Raw genomic sequence first — 20,413 nt, forward strand, 5'->3', positions numbered from 1 at the left:
TTTGGGGCCATGCATTTCATGGGATTCAAAATCATGTTTGGAGATGCTGAAAGGAGGTATCATTTTTGGCTGATCAATCCTACGGTCTGCGGTTTGATATTTATGAACGTGTACATTTATCGGACGATGTAGTAGGCATTGAGGAACTGGAGGAGATAGAGCTGCTCCCTAAAATCCAGGTTATCCCAGGTGAGGAGTATGCCGCGCTTCGCGGGCATTTGCTGCTGTCGGGACTTTACCGCGGACAAGGGGAGAGTCGTGAACTCGAGCACTGGATTCCTGTAGAAATTACAATTCCGCTTAGCCGGGTAAACAAGCTGGAGGACATCGCCGTTGAAATTGAGAATTTTGACGTGGATTTGCTTAGCGCCCGCAGCTTGAACATTACCGGCGTTCTGTCATTGCAGGGTGTTGAGACGACATCGCTGACAGCGGAGAGTGACGAGTGGAGAAACAGTGAATTTACTGCCGCGCATGAATCGTTTCAGGATACACAGCATCAGAGTGTTGAGACTCATGCGAGCAATATGAACGATGCGACTCAAGCTATCCATGCGACCGATTCGGTAAATGCAACAAATGCAACAAATGCAACAAATGAATCCTCTTCCCCCTTTGATCAAGAACTGCAATTGTCCGCATATCAACAGGAATGGCACGAGTTTCCCCCGTCGATGGCGTTTGATTACAGAGAGGACGGGGCCGATCAGCAAGGTTCAACACAAACTGAGGGATTACAGCAGCTGAACGATGAACAAGAGCGGGAGCAGGAACAGCAGGAGCTGCAGGAACAAGAGATGCAGTCCTGGACAGAGGATTCGTCACTGTCGTCTCCTGCGCTTTGGACGGACAAGGAGCCTGCATCCTCATACTTAAGCGAAGTAACGAGAGAGCCGGAGCTTGCTCCGCAAGAAGACAGCAATGTATGGTTTAGAGAAGAAGCTCATCAGGAAATATTAATGAATGACGAACCTGCTTCCGCAGAGATTGCAGACGAACAGGAGAATAGCGTCGAGACGGCAGTACTGGCGAATAATAGCCTGGAAGAGGATTCGGAAACGGAAATCCGCCCTCAGCCCGAGGAGAAGAAAGAACTGAAAATTGCTTTAAACAGCAAAAAAAATGATGCTGCAGAGCTCAATGAAGAATATGGAATAAGCAAACTCCTGTCTACGCAAAGGCCTAATAAAGATTCAGAAAGTGAGCTGCAGTCAGAGGAGGAAAATGCGCACTCCGCTGCCGAGCAAGAAAGAAGCGAGGAAGAGGAAATCCGCTGGAAAAATCTATTCATCGGCCGCGATGAAGATCAGAGCCCTTTCCGAAAAATCCGCATGGTGATTGTTCAGCGTGAAGAGACGCTGGAAGAGATCGCCGAGCGGTATAATCTTAGCATTCGGGAGCTCCAGTTGTATAATCGGCTAGCCGAGCATAGCTTGGCGGAAGGTCAAGTGTTGTATATCCCCTGATGACAGAAGAGCAGCGAAGGCATACTCCGTATTGACTCCATGGTACTTTCACGCTATGATAATATAGATCAACTTAAATTATTGGTGTGAAAAGACATCGAACGGGAAGAGTAGGCAGTGAGCCCTTCAGAGAGCGGGATTGCAACGCTGGAAGATTCCGCAGGATGCAGCTGGCCGAAGTCACCCGGGAGTCGCCTGTTTGAGCAATTATGTATTACATAGTTGTTAGAGCTGGCCGGTTGCAGCCGTTACCTGCATGAGTGTTGCGAGTTTCCAACAAATGATTCCGTACAGGGATCGGCTGAACAAACCCGCAAAACAAAGGTGGTACCGCGAAAGTAAAGCCTTTCGTCCTTTGAGACGAGGGGCTTTTTGTATTTTTAAGCAAGACTATCCTGATTACGCTAAGGCAATGCTGAATTGTAACGGAGGTTGAAATTAATGTCAGAGATCCACGAGCACGAGCATTCATCGGCTAATATGCCGACAACGTATGATCCCAAGGCTGCAGAACAGAAATGGTATCGCTATTGGATGGAGGGGGGCTTTTTTAAAGCGGGTCAAAGACCTGATGCGAAGCCTTATACCATTGTCATTCCACCGCCGAATGTAACAGGCATGCTTCATATTGGGCATGCGCTCGATTTCACGTTGCAAGATATTCTCATCCGGACGAAACGGATGCAGGGTTATGACGCTTTGTGGCTTCCAGGCTCTGACCATGCTGGAATTGCCACGCAGACAAGAGTGGAGCAGACACTACGTGAAGAGGGATTATCTCGCTATGACCTCGGTCGTGAGAAATTTCTAGAAAAGGTATGGGAATGGAAAGAGCATTATGCTGGAACGATCCGCGACCAATGGGCGAAGATGGGCTTCTCTCTCGACTATTCCCGCGAGCGGTTTACTTTGGATGAAGGTTTATCCAAGGCAGTTCGCGAAGTGTTCGTCAAGCTGTACGAGAAGGGCTTGATTTACCGCGGAAAATATATTATTAACTGGGATCCCGCGGCCCGAACAGCACTATCGGATATTGAAGTTGAATATAAAGAGGTAAATGGCCATTTGTATCATCTGAAATATCCGCTTAAGGATGGCAGCGGATTTATTACGGTAGCGACGACGAGGCCGGAGACGATGCTAGGCGATACAGCTGTTGCTGTTCACCCCGAGGATGAGAGATATCGCCATCTGATCGGTCAATCGCTGCTGCTGCCTATTGTGAACCGGGAAATCCCGATTATTGCCGATGATTATGTTGACAAGGAATTTGGCAGCGGGGCGGTGAAAATTACGCCTGCCCATGATCCAAATGACTTTGAAGTAGGGCTTCGCCATGACTTGCCTCAAATTACCGTTATGGATGAGAGCGGAAAGATGAATGAGGCAGCCGGTAAATACCAGGGCATGGACCGCAGTGAATGCCGCAAGCAGATCGTCAAGGACTTGCAGGAGCAGGGCGTTCTGACCGAAATCGAGGATCATGTTCATCAAGTCGGCCATAGCGAGCGTTCGGGTGCAGTCGTGGAGCCGTACTTGTCGACGCAATGGTTCGTGAAGATGAAACCGCTGGCGGAAGCGGCGATTGAGGCTCAGAAATCAGGCAAAGGGGTACACTTCGTTCCGGAACGCTTCGAGAAAATTTACTTGCACTGGATTGAAAATGTCCGCGATTGGTGTATTTCCCGTCAGCTATGGTGGGGGCATCGCATTCCGGCCTGGTACTGTGAGTCATGCGGCGAACTGCATGTAGCCAGGGAAGCAGTCGATACTTGCGCTAAATGCGGCGGGAATGCGCTTGTGCAGGACAATGACGTGCTTGACACTTGGTTCAGCTCTGCCTTGTGGCCATTTTCCACGCTGGGCTGGCCGGATGAGGAAAGCGAGGATTTCAAACGCTTCTTCCCGACGGACGTTCTTGTGACGGGATACGACATAATTTATTTCTGGGTAGCGCGCATGATCTTTACCGCGCTCGAATTTACGGGAGAAATTCCGTTCAAAGATGTCTTAATTCATGGACTCGTTCGGGACAGTGAAGGGGAGAAAATGTCCAAGTCTCGTGGCAATGGCGTTGACCCGCTAGAAGTTATTGAGAAATATGGTGCGGACGCTATGCGTTATATGATCTCTACAAGCAGTACGCCTGGCCAGGATCTCCGATTCCGCTGGGAGCGTGTAGAGCAAGCCCGCAACTTCGCAAATAAAATTTGGAACGCATCCAGGTTTGCTTTAATGAATCTGGAAGGTGTTACATTTAACGATATTGATATCAGCGGAGATTTGTCGACTTCTGACCGCTGGATACTCCATCGTTTCAATGAGACGGCGCGTAATATTACCCGTCTGATTGATGCTTATGAATTCGGGGAGACCGGCCGGGAGCTTTACAACTTCATTTGGGACGATCTTTGCGACTGGTATATTGAATTTGCTAAGCTGTCATTCTACGGCGAGGATCCAATTGCTAAAAAAAATACGCAGTCCGTATTGGCCTATGTGCTTGACCGGACCTTGCGTTTGATTCATCCTTTTATGCCGTTTATTTCCGAGGAAATATGGCAGCATTTGCCGCATCGCGGCGATACGATTTCACTAGCAGAGTGGCCGCAATACGAGCCTGCCCTGGAAGCGCCGGATGCTGTCCGTGAAATGAATTTGCTGATCGATATGATTCGTTCAGTAAGAAATATTCGGGCTGAAGTGAACGTTCCGATGAGTAAGCAAATTGAGTTGATTGTGAAGCCGGCTTCTGCGGAACTGCTTGAAATAGTGGAACGTAACAGTCACTATATTCGTCGTTTCTGTAATACTTCACAATATGAAGCTTCATTGAATGCAGCGGTGCCGGAAAAGGCGATGACGGCCGTGGTGACAGGAGCCGAGCTGTATTTGCCGCTTGCTGGCCTAATCGATATCAGCCAGGAGATCGCCCGGCTTGAGAAGGAACTCGCACACTTGAATAAAGAGGTTGAGCGTGTCGAGAAGAAGCTGGCGAATGAAGGCTTTGTCGCAAAGGCCCCTGCGAAAGTTATCGAGGAAGAGCAGGCCAAAATGGCTGACTACTCCAGCAAGCGCGATAAAGTGCTGGCGCGGATCGCCGAATTAAAGGGTTAAGCTTGTCATTTGTACAGCAGGAGCTAAACGCAATCCACCAGCTCTTGCTGTACGTTTCCTTATTTGAACCAACATTTCATAACCGCAGCTTAGTCACAGAAATAGTTTGATGAAGGTATGTTTTAACTTGTGAACTGGGAAAAGGAATTTAAATATTTAGTGAAGGTGAATATGACATGGGGGTTAATCTTTCAGAAGAACATCCACTGCCGTTTACAAGTTATAAAGATGCGGCAGAATGGATTAATAGCTTAATACCGTTTGGAATCCGTCCGGGCTTAGACCGCATTGTAGCGATGATGGAATATTTCGGAAATCCGCAGCGGAGACTTAAATTTATCCATGTCGCAGGCACGAATGGCAAAGGGTCGTCCTGTGCTTTTTTAAGTTCAACGCTTCGGGAATGCGGGTATGATGTAGGAATGTTTACTTCCCCTTACATCACGAAATTTACAAACCGATTCCAATTTAATGGAAAGGACATTCCGGAGGATACATTACTAAGCTTGGCCAACCGGATTTCTCCTGTCGTGAGAGAAGTTGCGGCAAGTGAACTGGGATCGCCGACAATGTTTGAAGTCAGTACAGCGCTCGCGATTCTATATTTTGCGGAAGTTTGTTACCCCGATGTTATAGTATGGGAGACAGGGCTCGGGGGCAGAATGGATGTAACGAACCTGGTCACTCCAATTGTGTCGCTTATAACGAATGTTGGGATGGATCATACGGATATTCTGGGGGATTCCCTTGAAGACATCGCCCGGGAGAAAGCAGGCATCATCAAGCCGGGCGTACCGGTTGTCAGCTGCGTCAGCCAGCCTTCCGCAGCAGCTGTCTTGAAAGAAACCGCCGCAGCGAAAGGTTCGACGCTGTATTTGCTCGGTGAGCAATTTGATTACGAGCGCAAGCCATTCAGCGGGGGGACCCAGCGCATCCGGTTCAAGGGACCGTTTCGCGAGATAGATATTGAGCTGTCGATGCTAGGAGAGCATCAATGCACAAATGCGTCCGGTACGATGATGGTGCTTGAAGTACTCCGCCAATACATGGCTTTTGTTATGGAGGATGAGCACGTTCACGCCGGCTTCAAGCAGACTTTTTGGGCAGGGCGGCTGGAGCAGGTATCAGAGCAGCCGCGCATCGTATTGGACGGTGCCCATAATCCTGAGGGCGCGGCAGCGCTTGTTAGCAGCCTTCCGGAAGCATTTAGCTATCGTAAGCTGATTTTGATGATGGGGATGTTGGCCAACAAGCATCATCGCGAATACTTGGAGCATATATTACCTATAGTGGATACGCTTATTCTGACCGAGCCCGATATTCACAAAAAGATGGATGCGGATGCGCTGTATCATCTCATCAATGAAATGCGGCCTCATGCAGCGAAACCGGATCTGGAAGTTATTGTGGAACGCGATTGGAAGAGTGCTTTGGCGCTTTTGCAGTCACGGACGGAACGGGAGGATCTTGGGGTGGTTACAGGTACGTTGTATATGATTTCTGACGTCCGGGCAACCCTTTTGCATCATACCGATTCTGAAAAAGGCTGGTGACCATATTGATAAACTCAACAGAACAACATGTACATTTTATCGGGATCGGTGGCTATGGAATGAGCGCTATTGCCCGCGTTATGCTTGAAATGGGCTACACCGTAACCGGGTCGGACGTTGCTTCTCAGGAATTGACGGAGAAGCTGGCGGCAAAAGGGGCCAAAATTTACATCGGACATACCGCTGAGCAGGTTCACGGGGCTGATATAGTCGTATACTCGACCGCGCTGCCAAAAGATAATGTAGAGCGGGTTAAAGCGGAAGAACTGGGAATTCCCGTTCTCCATCGTTCTCAGATGCTTGCTAGGCTGTTGAATGAGCGTACAGGCGTTGCTGTCGCCGGAGCGCACGGCAAAACGACAACATCGTCAATGATTGCTCTTGTAATGGAGCAGTGTGGAACAGAACCGACTTATATCATCGGCGGAGAAATTATGGATATCGGCACGAACGCCAAAGCGGGCAAGGGAAAATGCGTCGTTGCCGAAGCGGATGAAAGCGACGGCTCTTTTTTACAGTATCATCCTTCACTAGGGATCGTTACCAATATTGAAGCAGATCACCTTGAGAACTATGGCGGGGATTTCGGACGGCTGAAGGATGCCTATGTGCAATTTTTGAATCAAATTAAGCCGGATGGCAAAGCAGTTGTTTGCGGCGATGACCGGAACGTTCGGGATTTGCTGCCGAGTTTAGCTTGTCAGATCGTGACCTATGGCATTGATACATCCTGTGACTATATGGCTGATCATATTCAACTCGGCGATCGCAAGGTCGTGTTTACGATGAAGCAGGGCGGGCATCCGTTAGGGCAAATCAAGCTCTCCGTTCCAGGAAAGCACAACGTCTACAATGCCATGGCCACAGTCATCGTTTGTCTGGAAGCAGGAATTCCGTTTGCTGATATAGCTGAAGCCATTCAGCATTTCCATGGCGCCAAACGGCGTTTCCAGGTGCTCGGGGAGGAGCAGGGCATTCTGATCATTGATGATTACGCTCACCATCCGACCGAAATTGAAGCGACGATTACTGCAGCCAAGGCCACAGGGAAAAAAATTATCGCCGTATTTCAGCCACAGCGCTATTCGCGGACCTATTTCCTTTTGGATGCTTTTAGCCGGGCGTTTAGCGAGGCCGATGAAGTGATCATTACGGATATATATTCGCCGGCCGGGGAGAAGCAAATCGAGGGCGTAAGCTCCTCGAAGCTGGTGGAACTGATTAAACTGAACAGCAATGCAGGGGCAAGATACCTTCCGACGAAGCAGGACGTTATTGCGGATTTACAGGGACGGCTGCAGTCCGGCGATCTCGTTCTTACAATGGGGGCCGGGGATATTTGGAAGGTGGGACATGAGCTTGCCAAGAGCCTGTCATAGTTTTTGGGGTAATGAAAAGCAGTTGAAAACAACTAATCAAAGTGAAGCGAGCAGTAAAGACCGAGCTAAGGGTGATTGATAAATCCCTGCTCGGTCTTTTTTTACCTCTATCTCATCGCATGGCCTTCACTTCATTAAAAAAAGGAAGCTGCGTCCGGGAAAGCAGTGCCCTCCCCACCGGAAAAAGGCAGTGTCTTCCGGATCGTTAAGCAGCCTGCCCGGAGTTCTCTTGAAATGTAAGGCCTCGTTCATTTGGACTGGTCTATAATTGCATGCTTGCACATATTGTATGGTAGAAGAGAGGACAAGGAGCGTGCGGATCGTGAACAAGGCCAAGATGACATTCCGGTTCGATGAGCAAGAGCGTGAAAGCCGTAATAAAGGAGCAGGATCTGACCGAAAGGAGGCCCCCCTGCCTTCTGATGTCAATAAGGTGGTTTATCGGGCAGTGGAGACATCGGATTACTATGGTGATCCGTTTACAGATCATACCGGAACGGAAATGTCAGTTTTTCCGGGGAATGAGGAATTGGACGGCAAAGAGTATTATTACCGCAAGACGACCACCTCCTGGTGGAAGGTTGCCGGCTCACTGACCGGCGCGATTATGACAGGAGCTCTATTTGGATTTGTAGTCCTATCGATGTTCAATCAGGAGATCACGGTCCCTATCCCGGGAATTGGCGTACCAAAACATAACGCCGCCGGAGAAGCTGCGGATGTTCCCGTGCTAGGCAGCATTGCGATTGAGGAACAAGCGCCTTTAGTGCATGTTGTCCTGCCATCGCAAAGTTATCATTTTCTCCAATACGGCGTGTTTAGTACAGCGGAAGGCGTCCAGCTGGCACAGGAGCAATTGCGCTCATCAGGTCTAGCTGCTGCCCGGGATACGGTAGATGAGAAACGGGTGTATGCGGGCGTATCACCTGATCGCGAAGAAGCAAAACTGTTAAGCGGCCGGCTTAAGACTAACGGAGTCCACCTTATTTTGCATGAAATTACCCTCCCGGAAACAGCCGCAATTCAATACAGCGGGGATGTCGCTTCGCTCCAGCAGTATTTGGCACAAAGTGCCGATCTGGCATACATGCTCAGCGCTTCCTCTGCTTCTCTGCTTGGCGATTCGGTCCCCTCACGGCAGAGTACGGAGGAAATCGGCCAATTGCTGGAAAGCCATCAGCTTTGGACCAAAAGCGCTGCTGCGATTCGAGGGATGCTGCCGTCAGAAGCTGAGACCGTAGCGAGGGAAATGGAAAAGGCGATGAACAGCGCCGTTGAAGCGATGGAGGAGTTCAACCGAAAGGGAGAACAGTCGATGCTCTGGGAAGTGCAAAATGAAATGATGCGATTCATATTGGCTGAACAGAAAATCGTTACCGGGACATAGAAGAGATTTACGTTAGAGGCAGGGAATTGGAAATAGTTCCCCCTGCCTTTTTTATGTTTGTATTGGTGGTCAATTAACCTTATAATGATGAAAGGTCAAAGTGTAAAAAAATGGCGAGGTCGACACCCGGGAAGGTGCCTTCGCTCAAATGACAAGTAAATGATGAGTAGTAACAATTAATGACAAGTATTGATGAGTAGTGACACAAGTAGCGACACCAGAAACGAGACAAGAATCGACACAAGAAATGACTAGTAATATCGAGTATGATGGTGACAATGCCGAGTAATGATGCACCATATCGGGCAGTGTCGAGCAATGACGCTTGGCCGTTTGATTCTGAACGATCGAAACTAAAGGAGAGTTTGCATCTTGGAATTCAAAGCTTCATCATCGAGACTGGTTGTGCTGGCATCTACATCGCCGCGCAGACGGGAACTGCTGGCTTCTCTACATATTCCGTTTGAAGTTATTCCAAGTGATGCCGACGAGTCTACGCCTTCCCATTGGACGCCGGAGCAAATCGTTATGGAGCTGGCGCTGCGCAAGGCGAAGGCGGTAGTGGCTTCCCTTCCTGGGGCGTCGATAAATGCTGTTATCGTAGGCAGCGATACCATTGTCGTTCGCGACGGACAAGTATTGGGCAAACCTAAGGATCAAGCGGAAGCAGCATCAATGCTTCGTTCCTTGCAGGGCCGAAGCCACAGTGTGTATACTGCTGTCGCCTGCATTGACGGAATAACCGGAAGATCGGAAGTTGATTACCGCTTAACTCTGGTTACAATGAGAGCTTTAACGGAGCAGGAAATCGCTGCCTATGCCCGAACCGGCGAAGGTCTGGATAAGGCGGGAGCGTACGCCATACAAGGCTTGGGCTCGATATTTGTAACCGGCATTGAAGGCTGCTACTTCAACGTCGTTGGAATGCCGCTGTCCTTGTTAAGTGAAATGCTCGGCCATTTCGGGGTCGAAATATTGAAGTAAGCCGAAACCGAAACTTGTAACAAAAAACTTCATATGTTCGTTGTTAAAGAAAAGGAAGAGGTAAAGCATATCCTTCCGCAAAGAATTTTGCTGCTGCGTCCGGAATGCCGGACTAACGCCAATTATTCGGAAGCGAGGGATATAAATGGATACATCGCAATACTTGTTGCGTGACATGCCGTATGAGGAGCGCCCGAGAGAGCGCATGATCCAATATGGGGCTGGATCGCTCAGCAATGCCGAACTGCTAGCTATTCTGTTTCGGACGGGCACCCGTGACGAATCGGCCATTCATTTGGCTCAGCGCGTATTGAGCGGGACGGGTGGGATCCGCAATCTTATAGATATTAGCATGGACGAGCTTATGGAAATGAAGGGAATCGGCCCGGCCAAAGCGGTACAGCTCAAGGCAGGAATTGAGCTAGGGCAAAGGCTTGCCAGAGCGCGATTGCCGGAAGCTCCTGTTATTCGCAGTCCACGCGATGCTGCGGGTATTCTGATGGAGCAGCTTCGCTATTTGCAGAAGGAACATTTTGTCTGTTTATTTTTAAATACGAAAAATCATATCATTGCTCAGGAGACGCTTTCCATCGGAAGTTTGAATTCCTCGATCGTCCATCCGCGAGAGGTGTTTCGCGCGGCGATAAAATGCAGCAGTGCGTCCGTCGTATGCGCCCATAACCATCCAAGCGGCGATCCGACGCCAAGTCCTGAAGATATTCGCATGACGGAGCGCTTGTGCGAAGCTGGGGAAATCGTCGGAATTGATGTACTGGACCACATCGTGATCGGGGACGGGGAATTCATAAGTTTGAAGGAGCAAGGCTTGATGTAATATAATAGACCAGATACAGAAGGAAAGGAAGATTACAGCATGTTAGGTGGTTTCACAAAAGACTTAGGGATTGATTTGGGGACGGCGAATACGTTGGTGTACATTCGTGGCAAGGGGATCATCGTAAGAGAACCGTCAGTCGTCGCTATGAATACAGATAACAAAAGCATTGTGGCAGTCGGAGAGTCTGCCAAGAAAATGATTGGGAGAACGCCGGGGAATATCCGCGCGATTCGTCCGATGAAGGATGGCGTTATCGCTGACTTCGACACGACGGCGACTATGATAAAATACTTTATCCGCCAGGCACAGAAGCAGCGTTCGTTGTTCCAGCGTCACCCGAATGTGATGGTGTGCGTCCCTTCCGGAATTACGGCTGTAGAACAGCGCGCGGTTGAGGATGCGACGAAGCAGGCAGGAGCCCGTGAAGCCTATACCATTGAAGAGCCTTTTGCAGCGGCCATCGGAGCTGATCTTCCAGTATGGGAGCCGACCGGCAGCATGGTTGTGGATATCGGCGGCGGTACGACAGAAGTTGCCGTTATATCTCTCGGAGGGATTGTGACCAGTAAATCAGCGAGAGTGGCCGGTGATGATATGGATGAATCCATCATTCAATATATTAAGCGCCAGTATAATTTGATGATCGGTGAGAGAACGTCGGAGCAGCTTAAGATGGACATTGGGTCGGCCCTCGCTTTGGAGCAGGTTGAAACGATGGAAATCCGCGGACGCGATCTCGTTACCGGCTTGCCTAAGACGATTTCGATTACATCGGATGAAATTACCGAGGCACTCGGCGATACGGTTAACGCTATTGTTGAGGCGGTGAAGGTAACATTGGAGAAGTGTCCTCCTGAACTGGCCGCTGACATTATGGATCGCGGCATTGTATTGACTGGTGGCGGAGCGCTGCTTCGCAATCTCGATAAGCTTCTGGCTAAAGAGACGGGAATGCCGGTAATCGTAGCGGAACACCCGCTTGATTGTGTGGCCATTGGTACAGGCAGAGCGCTCGACAATATTCATTTGTTCAAATCGAGAAGCAGTTCAGCTCTTCGTAAACGCTAATGCTTAGGATAGCAAGGAAGAGCATGCACTATTAACGATAAACCGGCGCCGTCCTGAAATGGACGGCTATGCCGTTTTTTCTGTGAATACAGAGGTGTAGCGGAGAGGAGAAATTGTAAGGTTGGAGGGTGCTTAAACTGTTTAAGCTGCTTGGCAACAAAAGACTGTTTATTTTGTTAATGGGGCTCATTTTATTTATCGCAGTGATGGGTTTTACGCTTGGACCGCGTTTGAATTTATCTTGGCCGGAAAAGTTTTTGAAAGATACGGTCGGCTTTGTGCAGTCCATTTTTTATAAACCTACATCTTATGTCGCAGGGCTGATCGAGGACGTATCCAATTTGCGTTCGCTGCAGGAAGAAAATGAGGCGCTCAAAATTGCGCTCTCCCACTATACGCGGGATAAGGCCAGACTAAACTGGATTGAACAAGAATATATCGAGCTGCAGGAGCTGTCTCATTTTACGGAAGCGCAAAAAAACCAATACAACTATACGTACAAGATTGCCCAGGTGGTTAGCGTCAATAACGATCCGATCAACCGGACAATCAAGATGAATTTGGGGAGCAACGACGGTGTGAAGGTCGGCTACGCTGTCATGTCGATAGATGGATTGGTAGGCACGGTCAGCCGGGTCAGCAACTTTACGTCAACCGTTAAGCTCTTAACTACGATGGATGCGAAGGACCCAAATTCCAATGGAATTTCGGCGACGGCTTTAGGGAAAGAGAATCAAGTGTTCGGTATCGTTGAGACATTTGACCACAACAAGGGAATGTTTCTTATGAACAAGATCGAAGATTCATCCTCGCTGGCGATTGACGACACGATCGTCTCCTCAGGTGTTGGCGGGGCCTTTCCACGCGGCGTGGTAATCGGTAAGGTGAAAGACATTCAGGTTGGGGAATACGGGATGACTTATACAGCTTTTATTGAGCCGACGGCCAGCTTCTCGGACTTGAAATCTCTAATTGTGGTGTATACACCGGAGGTTCTGGAGTAGTGCGGAAACGTAAATATGTGTTGATTCTGCTGCTGTTCTTATTATTTATTATCGAGGGAACGGTTGTCCCTTGGATTATTCCCGATTCCTGGCAAATGCGGATCGTTCCCCATCTGGCATATGTCGCCATCCTGTTTGTTACTGTGTATGATAATCGGCATAGCGGACTCGTGCTTGGACTGATTTTCGGTTTATTGCAGGATGTGGTGTTTTACGGCGCAATGATCGGGGCCTATTCCTTTGCCATGGGGTTATCCAGCTATTTGCTCGGTCTCGTCTTCCGTTCGCCGAGAGCCCCGCTTCCGCTTATGATGATCGTTGTCGTTATCGGCAGCCTGCTGCTGGACTCCATCTTGTTCGGAACGTACTCTTTGTTCGAGCTGACGCATGAACCGTACACCTGGGCTCTCGTAAATTATATTTTTCCAACGGTGTTCGTTAACTTTGCATTTGCCCTGGCCATTTACGTACCGCTTCGGCGCCAGCTGGAGCTGATTACGAAACAGCGATCCTCCAGCAGCCAATCCTGACTTTTCGTGCATTTCCTTTAAGGAAGCAGGAACTTCTGCTCTTCTGCACGAATTGAATAGGAGGGAGGGACAGGCTTATGACAGTAAAATCTAACTACGTTACGATCAAGGGCATCAAGGATGGCCTGGTTTTCCTGCTTGATGATGAGTGTGATTTGCAAAATCTTCTTGATGAACTTCGATATAAGGTAGAGCATAGCCATCAGAATATCCTGACAGGTCCGATTATTCATATTGATGTTAAACTGGGCAAGCGAATAGTGACCGAAGATCAAAAGGAAATGATCCTTGATATATTGAAGCAAAAGGGCAATTTACTGATCCGTTCAGTTGAGGCACCGCTGGCGGAAGCTGATCAGCCGCAGAAAGACAAGCTGACGACAATCAGCGGGATTGTCCGTTCCGGCCAAGTCCTTCATCATGATGGCAATCTGCTGTTTCTTGGAGACGTCAACCCAGGAGGAACAATCTCATGCAGTGGAGACATATTTATTCTGGGGGCTTTGCGGGGGATGGCCCATGCCGGTGCAGAGGGGAAGCAGGAGGCGATCATTGCCGCATCTTATTTATCACCGACGCAGCTGCGCATTGCGGAAATCTACAGTCGCCCGCCTGATGAATGGGAGCATCGGGAAAGCAGCATGGAGTTTGCTTTTTTACGGGACGGGCAAATGCAAATTGATAAAATAACGAACATAACCCGGGTGCGTCCGGACTTTAACGTGTTCAAAGGGGTGTAAACTATGGGAGAAGCTATCGTTGTCACTTCGGGCAAAGGTGGTGTCGGCAAGACGACAACATCTGCGAATATAGGTACGGCTCTGGCGCTGCTTGGCAAGAAGGTATGTCTCGTTGATACGGACATCGGATTGCGTAATTTAGATGTCGTGATGGGACTGGAAAACCGGATTATTTACGATTTGATCGATGTGGCCGAAGGGCGCTGCCGCCTGAATCAGGCGCTGGTAAAGGATAAGCGGTTCGATGAGCTGTATATGCTGCCGGCTGCACAGACGAAAGATAAAAATGCCCTAACCTCGGAGCAGGTCAAAGATATTATTCTTGAGCTAAAGAAGGAATATGAATATGTTATCATTGATTGTCCTGCCGGCATTGAGCAGGGCTTCAAGAATGCTGTGGCCGGAGCGGATCAGGCTATCGTTGTTACGACGCCGGAGCACGCTGCCGTACGGGATGCTGACCGTATTATCGGTTTGCTGGAGAGCTCGCATATCAGCTCGCCAAAACTTGTTGTAAACCGGATTAAAGTAGATATGGTGAAATCGGGAAGCATGCTAGATATCGAGGGCATATTACAGGTGCTGAATATTGACCTTATCGGAGTCGTTCCGGATGACGAGCTGGTCATTAAAGCGGCGAACAGCGGGGAGCCGACCGTCATGAATCCAGATTCCAAGGCGGCGATCGCTTACCGCAATATCGCCCGCCGCATATTGGGGGATACCGTTCCATTGATGCTGCTCGATCAGAAGAAAGGGATGTTTAAACGCTTTAAGAAGTTTTTCGGAATGGGTTGATCCTTGTTGTTTTTCAAATTAAAAAAAGTGGATTGGCTTATGGTTGCCATCCTGGCCGGCTTTATGATTATGAGCACTTTGCTCGTACGCAGTGCAATTGCTCCTTTCGCACCGGATTTCAAAAATTATGATTTGAAGACATTACTATTCTACGCGCTTGGCTTTGCTGTTGTATTTGGGATGGCGTTAGTCGACTACCGTACGTTACTTCGCTATAGCTGGTATATTTACGGAACGGGCTGTTTACTGCTCGTTCTTGTCTTTTTATTGACTCCGGAAATTAACGGCGCGCGCAGCTGGTTTAAGCTGCCCGGGGGGCTTCTGTTCCAGCCTGCCGAGCTGGTTAAAATTATATTGATCTTAACTACCGCTTATTTGCTCGGGAAACGGGAAGGCCGGCCGCTAAGGTTTCGGCGCGATATTATTCCGGTTACGGCGGTTACCCTCCTTCCTTTTGTGCTGGTACTGATCCAGCCGGACTTAGGCAATGCGATTATTTATCTAATCGTATTGTGCGCCATGCTTTGGATTGGCAATACTAAGTACAGTCACGTTTTGATTGGCCTGACAGCGCTCGTCGCTTTCCTGATTGTGTTCGTTACGCTGTTTAATGTGTACAATCAGCAGATTCACGATTATTTGGGGGAGAAGGGGAAGCTGCACTGGTACCAGCGGATCAATACATTCATTAACCCGGACGAGGCGTCGAATGATGAAAAGCACCAATCCAACTATGCTAAAATAGCTATTGGTTCCGGGGGATTGCTGGGGGATGGCTACATGCAGGGAGAGCTGAAGAACAAACGTTTTGTTCCATATCCCTACTCGGATTCGATCTTTGTTGTGGTCGGAGAAGAATTCGGATTTGCAGGCTCCTCTTTACTGATGCTGCTGTACTTTTTGTTTATCTACAGGATGATTCAAATTGCGCTCCGATGTATCGATAAGCGAGGAGCATATATTATAGTTGGCATTGCGGCGATGTTTCTGTTCCAAGTATTTGAGAATGTAGGCATGATGATCGGCCTGATGCCGATTACGGGCATTACTTTGCCGTTTATTAGCTATGGCGGGACATCCCTGCTGCTCAATATGCTGTGTATAGGACTGGTGTTCAGCATTAAGCTGCATCAGGAGAAATATGAAGTAGAATAGAACCAGTGCTCAAAAGGGCGCTGGTTTTCTTTGATTGTCCCGGCCTTCCTTGCTTGTTCATATTCCAGTCCTGCCGCTCATAAACTAAGTACAACATGTCTTATTTAAACGATGGTTGTGCTTGCTTAGAAGCGTTTGATGTTAGCGGGAGGAATGAGAAGAATGGACGTGAAATCGAATGTGAAAAGGCGGAGAGAAGAGCGCATCAAGCAGCTGGTCTCGCAAGAAGGGGGAAACTCTGCGAGATCCTCCCTACAATTGCAGCAAGAAAGCAGCGATACAATCCCGTTGAATGCAGTGCGGGATTATACGTCCCGCCTTGAAGGGCGTGAAGGCCAAGCAAGTGCCTCTCCTCCCAGAAATTCAGAAGAATATGAGCGGGATCCCGAGTTAATGTGGAAGCTGGGACAGGGACGCTGGAAGGACCCTTCTCCGTTTGGAGAACAGGACAGCCCTGCATTTACAGGCGGGAAGCGTTCTTCTTTTTGGCGTATGTTTTTTATTCGCTTAATCATCAGTGTGCTTATATTCAGCAGCTTATGGGCCATTAACCGGTACGAGCCTTCCTGGTCCGGCCCGGTTCGCCTATTTGTAGCTCGTTCGTTAACTTATGAAATGGATTTTGGAGCAGCGGAGGACTGGTATAAACGTCATTTTGGCGGGGCTCCTACTTTTATTCCGATATTCAGGCAAAGCGCAGAGAAAGGAGTGAAGGTTGATAATGCCATTAACTTCAGCGTTCCTCTGGATGGCCGCATCGCCGGTTCTTTTGCGCTTAGCCTGAAAGGGGTGAATATTGTGCCTGCGGGTGATTCGAGTGAAGGCCTGCAGGTTAAAAGCGTAGAAACGGGCCGGGTGCTTAGTGCCGGCGATGACGCCTTGACCGGGAAGACGGTTGTGATCCAGCATGCCAGCGGATATGTATCCATATATGGTCATTTGGAACAGTTTTTCATCGAGAAGGGGGACTGGGTGGAAAACGGGGAGTTGATCGGCAAGCTTCCAGCCGTTGCGGACCAGGGTGTGCCCGCTCTTTATTTTGCCTTAAAAAAGGATGAGCAGTACATAGATCCGGCGGATGTGATTCCATTTGATTAGGTTTAAGGGGATCGCAATATCCTTTCATCCTTTTTTCGTCATTGTCATGTTAGCTTCCGTCGTTACTGGACACTTTCTGGAACTGATCACGCTGTTTGCGATCGTCTTTATCCATGAATGGGGGCACATTATCGCAGCCCGGTGGTTTGGTGTGAATGTTATCTCGGTTCAAATGCTGCCTTTTGGCGGCGTAGCTGTGATGGAGGACACCGTATTTTTGAATGCAGGACGGGAAATGTTGATTGCCCTTGCAGGGCCGCTTCAAAATGTGCTGCTCATTGGCTGCTCGTGGCTGCTTCATGCTTGCGGACTCTGGGACGGGCCCTTCTTTGATTATTTCATTCAAGGCAACCTGCTCATCGCCCTGTTCAATCTGCTTCCTGTACTGCCGCTGGATGGAGGGAAGATCTTTCAGTCCTGGTGCAGCATCCTACTGCCCTATCATGCGGCATTAGTGTGGTCGCTGCGATTAAGCCTGTTATTCAGCATGCTTGTGGTTGGGTACGCGCTGACGCCGCTTTTGTATCCAAATGGAGTAATCCAGTTAAACATGCTGCTGGTCGGCCTGTTTCTGCTTTATTCTAATTTTGTAGATTACCGGAATATTCCTTACCGCTTTATGCGTTTTCTTATGAACAGGGAGCGTTCTTTTCCCCGCCATCTACTGCATGGCAGTTTGGCGCAGCCGATCGTCGCGGATAAGGTGCAACCTTTGGACGATATTTTGCGTCTATTTAAAAGGGAAAAATACCATTTTATTTATGTGATGAACGAGCAGGGAAGCATTATGGCGGTCGTGCCGGAGCAAAAGGTAATTCATTCCTTTTTCAAAGGTGGCCTGTGGCACAGGTAATAGCCGTGATATAATCATTAAATAGCAATTTTGGCAGAAACGTAGACAAAGGGTGAGATCATGAAACGGATGATTGTTCACTGCAAACCCGGCTCTACCGAAATGGCGCTTCAGGAGGACGGCAGGCTGGTGGAGTTTGCCGCAGAGCGTTGTCAGGCAAGAGGGCTTGTTGGCAGTTTTTTTAAAGGACGTGTAGTTAATGTACTGCCTGGCATGCAGGCTGCATTTGTAGATATTGGCCAGAGGAAGAATGCTTTCTTATATATTGATGATGTTCTGCATCCCCATTTGGAGCGGCAGCCGAAAGTCAAGCCGCCGATTACCGAGCTTCTTCAGCCGGGGCAAGAGATTATCGTGCAAGTGGTCAAGGATGCGATTGGCAATAAAGGGCCTAGAATTACGACGCATTACTCTCTCCCGGGCCGTTGGCTCGTCTATATGCCTTCAGCAGCTTATGTGGCTGTTTCCAAAAAAATTGGGGAAGAAGACAAAAGGCAGCGTTTAAAAGAGATTGGGGAAGAATTGCGCCATGAGGAAGAAGGCCTGATTTTACGCACGGTAGCCGAGCTTGAGGAACGCGATGCCATTGCCAATGATTTATCGCTGCTGCGCAAGCAATGGGCAGCCATAGTGGAGAAGGGCAGCGATAGCATCGCACCGGCACTGCTGCATCAGGATTTGAGCATGGTCCAAAGATTAATGAGGGATGTATACAGTCCTGGAACAGACGAGATTATTATGGACTGCTCCGAGCGGGCCGAGGAAGCGGCATCATTTCTTGAGCTGATGCTGCCAGGCGGTCCGCAGCCGATCAAAACGCATGATAAGGAAATTCCCTTATTTGAATATTACGGTGTGCAGCACCAGCTGGAGAGGGACTTTCAAAGAAAGGTATGGCTGCCGGGCGGAGGGTACCTGGTCTGGGATCAGACTGAAGCGCTAACCGTAATTGATGTCAATACAGGAAAGTATATAGGCGGCAGTTCTCTCGAAGAAACGGTGTTCCAAACGAATTTGGAGGCTGCGGCTGAAATGGCCAGATTAATTCGACTGCGGGATACGGGCGGCATTATTATTATCGACTTCATCGATATGGATCGGGACGAACATCGTGATGCGGTATTGGACAAGCTTCACAGCTGCATGCAAAGCGACCGGACCCAGCATCATATTCTCGGCTGGACTCGGCTCGGTCTGCTTGAAATGACACGGAAGAGACTTCGCGAGGAGACGGCTACTCAGAGCATCCAGTAATAATGGAAATTGTCAGGAGGAAAATAAAATTGATTTTATGTAACCTCCATGATATTATATTAGGGTATGTGTCATGAGTATGTCTTGTGCGCATGCTGTAACCGCTCCGATCGGGTTAACAAGATCGCCGTATTGATGACGGCGCACCTGAATTAGGCGAGTCTGAGACATGAGGAGGTGCAAGCAAATGTACGCAATTATCGAAACTGGCGGTAAACAATACCGTGTTCAAGAAGGCGATGTGCTTTACATCGAGAAATTGGACGCAGAGGACGGCGCAAGCGTGACGTTCGACCGTGTATTGGCAGTATTCAAAGGTGATGGTTTGGTAGCGGGAACTCCTGTAGTATCCGGCGCTAGTGTTACAGCGAAAGTTGAACGACACGGCAAAGGCCGCAAGATTGTCGTTTACAAATACAAACCTAAGAAGAACTACCACAAGAAACAAGGTCATCGTCAACCATATACGAAAGTGACCATCGAGAAAATTCAAGCGTAAGCAGGTGACGTACTTTGATTAACGTCTCCATATTGCGTTATGAGGATCAAGGCATACATGGCTTTGAAGTGAAGGGGCATGCTTATTTTGCCAAGGCAGGCGAGGACATTGTCTGCGCCGGGGTATCCGCTGTTACCGTAGGTACAGTGAATTCCGTCGAATCGCTGACGGGGATCGTCATGGACTCCAAGATGAAGAACGGATTTCTGAATGCGAGTCTTCCCGCTGTCGTCCAGCCGAAGGCGTATGAGCAGGTACAGCTTCTTCTCGCTTCTATGGTCGTTATGCTGCAGAGTATCGAAATGTCATACGGGAAGTATATTCAAATACACGATGTTATTATTTCGAAGAAGGAGGTAGACTAGAATGTTGAAATTGGATCTCCAGTTGTTTGCATCCAAGAAGGGTGTTGGTTCCACGAAGAACGGTCGTGACAGTATCGCTAAACGCCTTGGCGTGAAGCGTGCTGATGGCCAGACTGTAACAGGCGGAAGTATTCTCGTTCGCCAACGCGGAACGAAAATTCATCCAGGTACCAATGTGGGAATCGGTAAAGATGACACGCTGTTTGCAAAAGTTGACGGCGTCGTTAAATTCGAACGTTGGGGTCGTGATCGCAAGAAAGTGAGCGTCTACCCTGTAGAAGTCGCTCCTGTAGCGGCTGCAGTCGAAGCTTAAGAAGCTTTGCTG

19 protein-coding genes and 2 other annotated features are annotated in these 20,413 nt (G+C 48.9%); all 19 genes read left to right on the forward strand.

Translation table 11 applies throughout. The features are described 5' to 3' along the window. Window positions 1–65: 65 nt before the first annotated feature. Entirely contained in the window at window positions 66–1,466 is a 1,401-nt protein-coding gene (locus G358_RS0116140; RefSeq protein WP_019638276.1) for a LysM peptidoglycan-binding domain-containing protein, read from the forward strand. 88 nt (window positions 1,467–1,554) lie between these two features. Next, window positions 1,555–1,825: a binding site (T-box leader), on the forward strand. Between the two features lie 82 nt (window positions 1,826–1,907). After that, window positions 1,908–4,583, forward strand: a complete 2,676-nt coding sequence (locus G358_RS0116145; protein WP_019638277.1) for a valine--tRNA ligase — start codon at window positions 1,908–1,910, stop codon at window positions 4,581–4,583. 176 nt (window positions 4,584–4,759) lie between these two features. Continuing rightward, a complete protein-coding gene (locus tag G358_RS0116150; RefSeq protein ID WP_019638278.1) occupies window positions 4,760–6,136 on the forward strand; it encodes a bifunctional folylpolyglutamate synthase/dihydrofolate synthase in 1,377 nt (458 codons plus the stop codon). A gap of 59 nt (window positions 6,137–6,195) precedes the next feature. Beyond that, window positions 6,196–7,515: a UDP-N-acetylmuramate--L-alanine ligase gene (gene murC, locus G358_RS0116155; protein ID WP_019638279.1), complete on the forward strand. Its 1,320-nt coding sequence runs from the start codon at window positions 6,196–6,198 to the stop codon at window positions 7,513–7,515. A gap of 322 nt (window positions 7,516–7,837) precedes the next feature. After that, window positions 7,838–8,902, forward strand: coding sequence for an SPOR domain-containing protein (locus G358_RS0116160; protein WP_240480046.1), 1,065 nt, complete (start codon window positions 7,838–7,840; stop codon window positions 8,900–8,902). 372 nt (window positions 8,903–9,274) lie between these two features. Continuing rightward, window positions 9,275–9,886 (forward strand): Maf family protein, encoded by a 612-nt coding sequence (locus G358_RS0116165; RefSeq protein WP_019638281.1) that lies wholly within the window; start codon window positions 9,275–9,277, stop codon window positions 9,884–9,886. Window positions 9,887–10,031: 145 nt separating this feature from the next. After that, entirely contained in the window at window positions 10,032–10,721 is a 690-nt protein-coding gene (radC, locus tag G358_RS0116170; protein ID WP_019638282.1) for a RadC family protein, read from the forward strand. Window positions 10,722–10,760: 39 nt separating this feature from the next. After that, window positions 10,761–11,792: a rod shape-determining protein gene (locus G358_RS0116175; RefSeq protein ID WP_019638283.1), complete on the forward strand. Its 1,032-nt coding sequence runs from the start codon at window positions 10,761–10,763 to the stop codon at window positions 11,790–11,792. 128 nt (window positions 11,793–11,920) lie between these two features. After that, complete coding sequence (gene mreC, locus G358_RS0116180) at window positions 11,921–12,796, forward strand: rod shape-determining protein MreC (RefSeq protein WP_019638284.1); 876 nt, start codon at window positions 11,921–11,923, stop codon at window positions 12,794–12,796. Beyond that, entirely contained in the window at window positions 12,796–13,326 is a 531-nt protein-coding gene (gene mreD / locus G358_RS0116185; protein WP_019638285.1) for a rod shape-determining protein MreD, read from the forward strand. The genes mreC and mreD overlap by 1 nt, the downstream gene beginning before the upstream one ends. A 77-nt stretch (window positions 13,327–13,403) precedes the next feature. After that, window positions 13,404–14,066, forward strand: coding sequence for a septum site-determining protein MinC (gene minC / locus G358_RS0116190; protein WP_019638286.1), 663 nt, complete (start codon window positions 13,404–13,406; stop codon window positions 14,064–14,066). 3 nt (window positions 14,067–14,069) lie between these two features. Beyond that, on the forward strand, window positions 14,070–14,864 hold the full coding sequence (gene minD / locus G358_RS0116195) for a septum site-determining protein MinD (protein WP_019638287.1): 795 nt from the start codon (window positions 14,070–14,072) through the stop codon (window positions 14,862–14,864). A 6-nt stretch (window positions 14,865–14,870) separates the two neighbouring features. Further along, complete coding sequence (locus tag G358_RS0116200; RefSeq protein ID WP_026342302.1) at window positions 14,871–16,019, forward strand: FtsW/RodA/SpoVE family cell cycle protein; 1,149 nt, start codon at window positions 14,871–14,873, stop codon at window positions 16,017–16,019. Between the two features lie 162 nt (window positions 16,020–16,181). Further along, a complete protein-coding gene (locus tag G358_RS0116205) occupies window positions 16,182–17,117 on the forward strand; it encodes a M23 family metallopeptidase (RefSeq protein ID WP_019638289.1) in 936 nt (311 codons plus the stop codon). Then, window positions 17,110–17,970: a M50 family metallopeptidase gene (locus tag G358_RS0116210; protein WP_019638290.1), complete on the forward strand. Its 861-nt coding sequence runs from the start codon at window positions 17,110–17,112 to the stop codon at window positions 17,968–17,970. The genes G358_RS0116205 and G358_RS0116210 overlap by 8 nt, the downstream gene beginning before the upstream one ends. 60 nt (window positions 17,971–18,030) lie before the next feature. Further along, complete coding sequence (locus G358_RS0116215) at window positions 18,031–19,224, forward strand: Rne/Rng family ribonuclease (RefSeq protein WP_019638291.1); 1,194 nt, start codon at window positions 18,031–18,033, stop codon at window positions 19,222–19,224. A gap of 89 nt (window positions 19,225–19,313) precedes the next feature. Next, window positions 19,314–19,398, forward strand: a sequence feature (ribosomal protein L21 leader region). Window positions 19,399–19,411: 13 nt separating this feature from the next. Further along, window positions 19,412–19,723 (forward strand): 50S ribosomal protein L21, encoded by a 312-nt coding sequence (rplU, locus tag G358_RS0116220; RefSeq protein WP_019638292.1) that lies wholly within the window; start codon window positions 19,412–19,414, stop codon window positions 19,721–19,723. Window positions 19,724–19,737: 14 nt separating this feature from the next. Further along, a complete protein-coding gene (locus G358_RS0116225; RefSeq protein ID WP_019638293.1) occupies window positions 19,738–20,088 on the forward strand; it encodes a ribosomal-processing cysteine protease Prp in 351 nt (116 codons plus the stop codon). A 1-nt stretch (window position 20,089) separates the two neighbouring features. Continuing rightward, the gene (gene rpmA, locus G358_RS0116230; protein WP_019638294.1) at window positions 20,090–20,401 is read left to right on the forward strand and encodes a 50S ribosomal protein L27; all 312 of its coding nucleotides are present in this window, start codon (window positions 20,090–20,092) and stop codon (window positions 20,399–20,401) included. The last annotated feature ends 12 nt before the right edge of the window (window positions 20,402–20,413 follow it).

It is taken from the genome of Paenibacillus fonticola DSM 21315, assembly GCF_000381905.1.
Taxonomy (GTDB): domain Bacteria; phylum Bacillota; class Bacilli; order Paenibacillales; family Paenibacillaceae; genus Fontibacillus; species Fontibacillus fonticola.

What these genes read in the sequence shown, in the direction of transcription:
- G358_RS0116145 (WP_019638277.1), top strand. Translation starts at nt 1,908, where the DNA reads ATGTCAGAGATCCACGAGCACGAGCATTCATCGGCTAATATGCCGACA.
- G358_RS0116150 (WP_019638278.1), top strand. Translation starts at nt 4,760, where the DNA reads ATGGGGGTTAATCTTTCAGAAGAACATCCACTGCCGTTTACAAGTTAT.
- murC (WP_019638279.1), top strand. Translation starts at nt 6,196, where the DNA reads ATGAGCGCTATTGCCCGCGTTATGCTTGAAATGGGCTACACCGTAACC.
- radC (WP_019638282.1), top strand. Translation starts at nt 10,032, where the DNA reads ATGGATACATCGCAATACTTGTTGCGTGACATGCCGTATGAGGAGCGC.
- G358_RS0116175 (WP_019638283.1), top strand. Translation starts at nt 10,761, where the DNA reads ATGTTAGGTGGTTTCACAAAAGACTTAGGGATTGATTTGGGGACGGCG.
- minC (WP_019638286.1), top strand. Translation starts at nt 13,404, where the DNA reads ATGACAGTAAAATCTAACTACGTTACGATCAAGGGCATCAAGGATGGC.
- minD (WP_019638287.1), top strand. Translation starts at nt 14,070, where the DNA reads ATGGGAGAAGCTATCGTTGTCACTTCGGGCAAAGGTGGTGTCGGCAAG.
- G358_RS0116205 (WP_019638289.1), top strand. Translation starts at nt 16,182, where the DNA reads ATGGACGTGAAATCGAATGTGAAAAGGCGGAGAGAAGAGCGCATCAAG.
- G358_RS0116215 (WP_019638291.1), top strand. Translation starts at nt 18,031, where the DNA reads ATGAAACGGATGATTGTTCACTGCAAACCCGGCTCTACCGAAATGGCG.
- rplU (WP_019638292.1), top strand. Translation starts at nt 19,412, where the DNA reads ATGTACGCAATTATCGAAACTGGCGGTAAACAATACCGTGTTCAAGAA.
- rpmA (WP_019638294.1), top strand. Translation starts at nt 20,090, where the DNA reads ATGTTGAAATTGGATCTCCAGTTGTTTGCATCCAAGAAGGGTGTTGGT.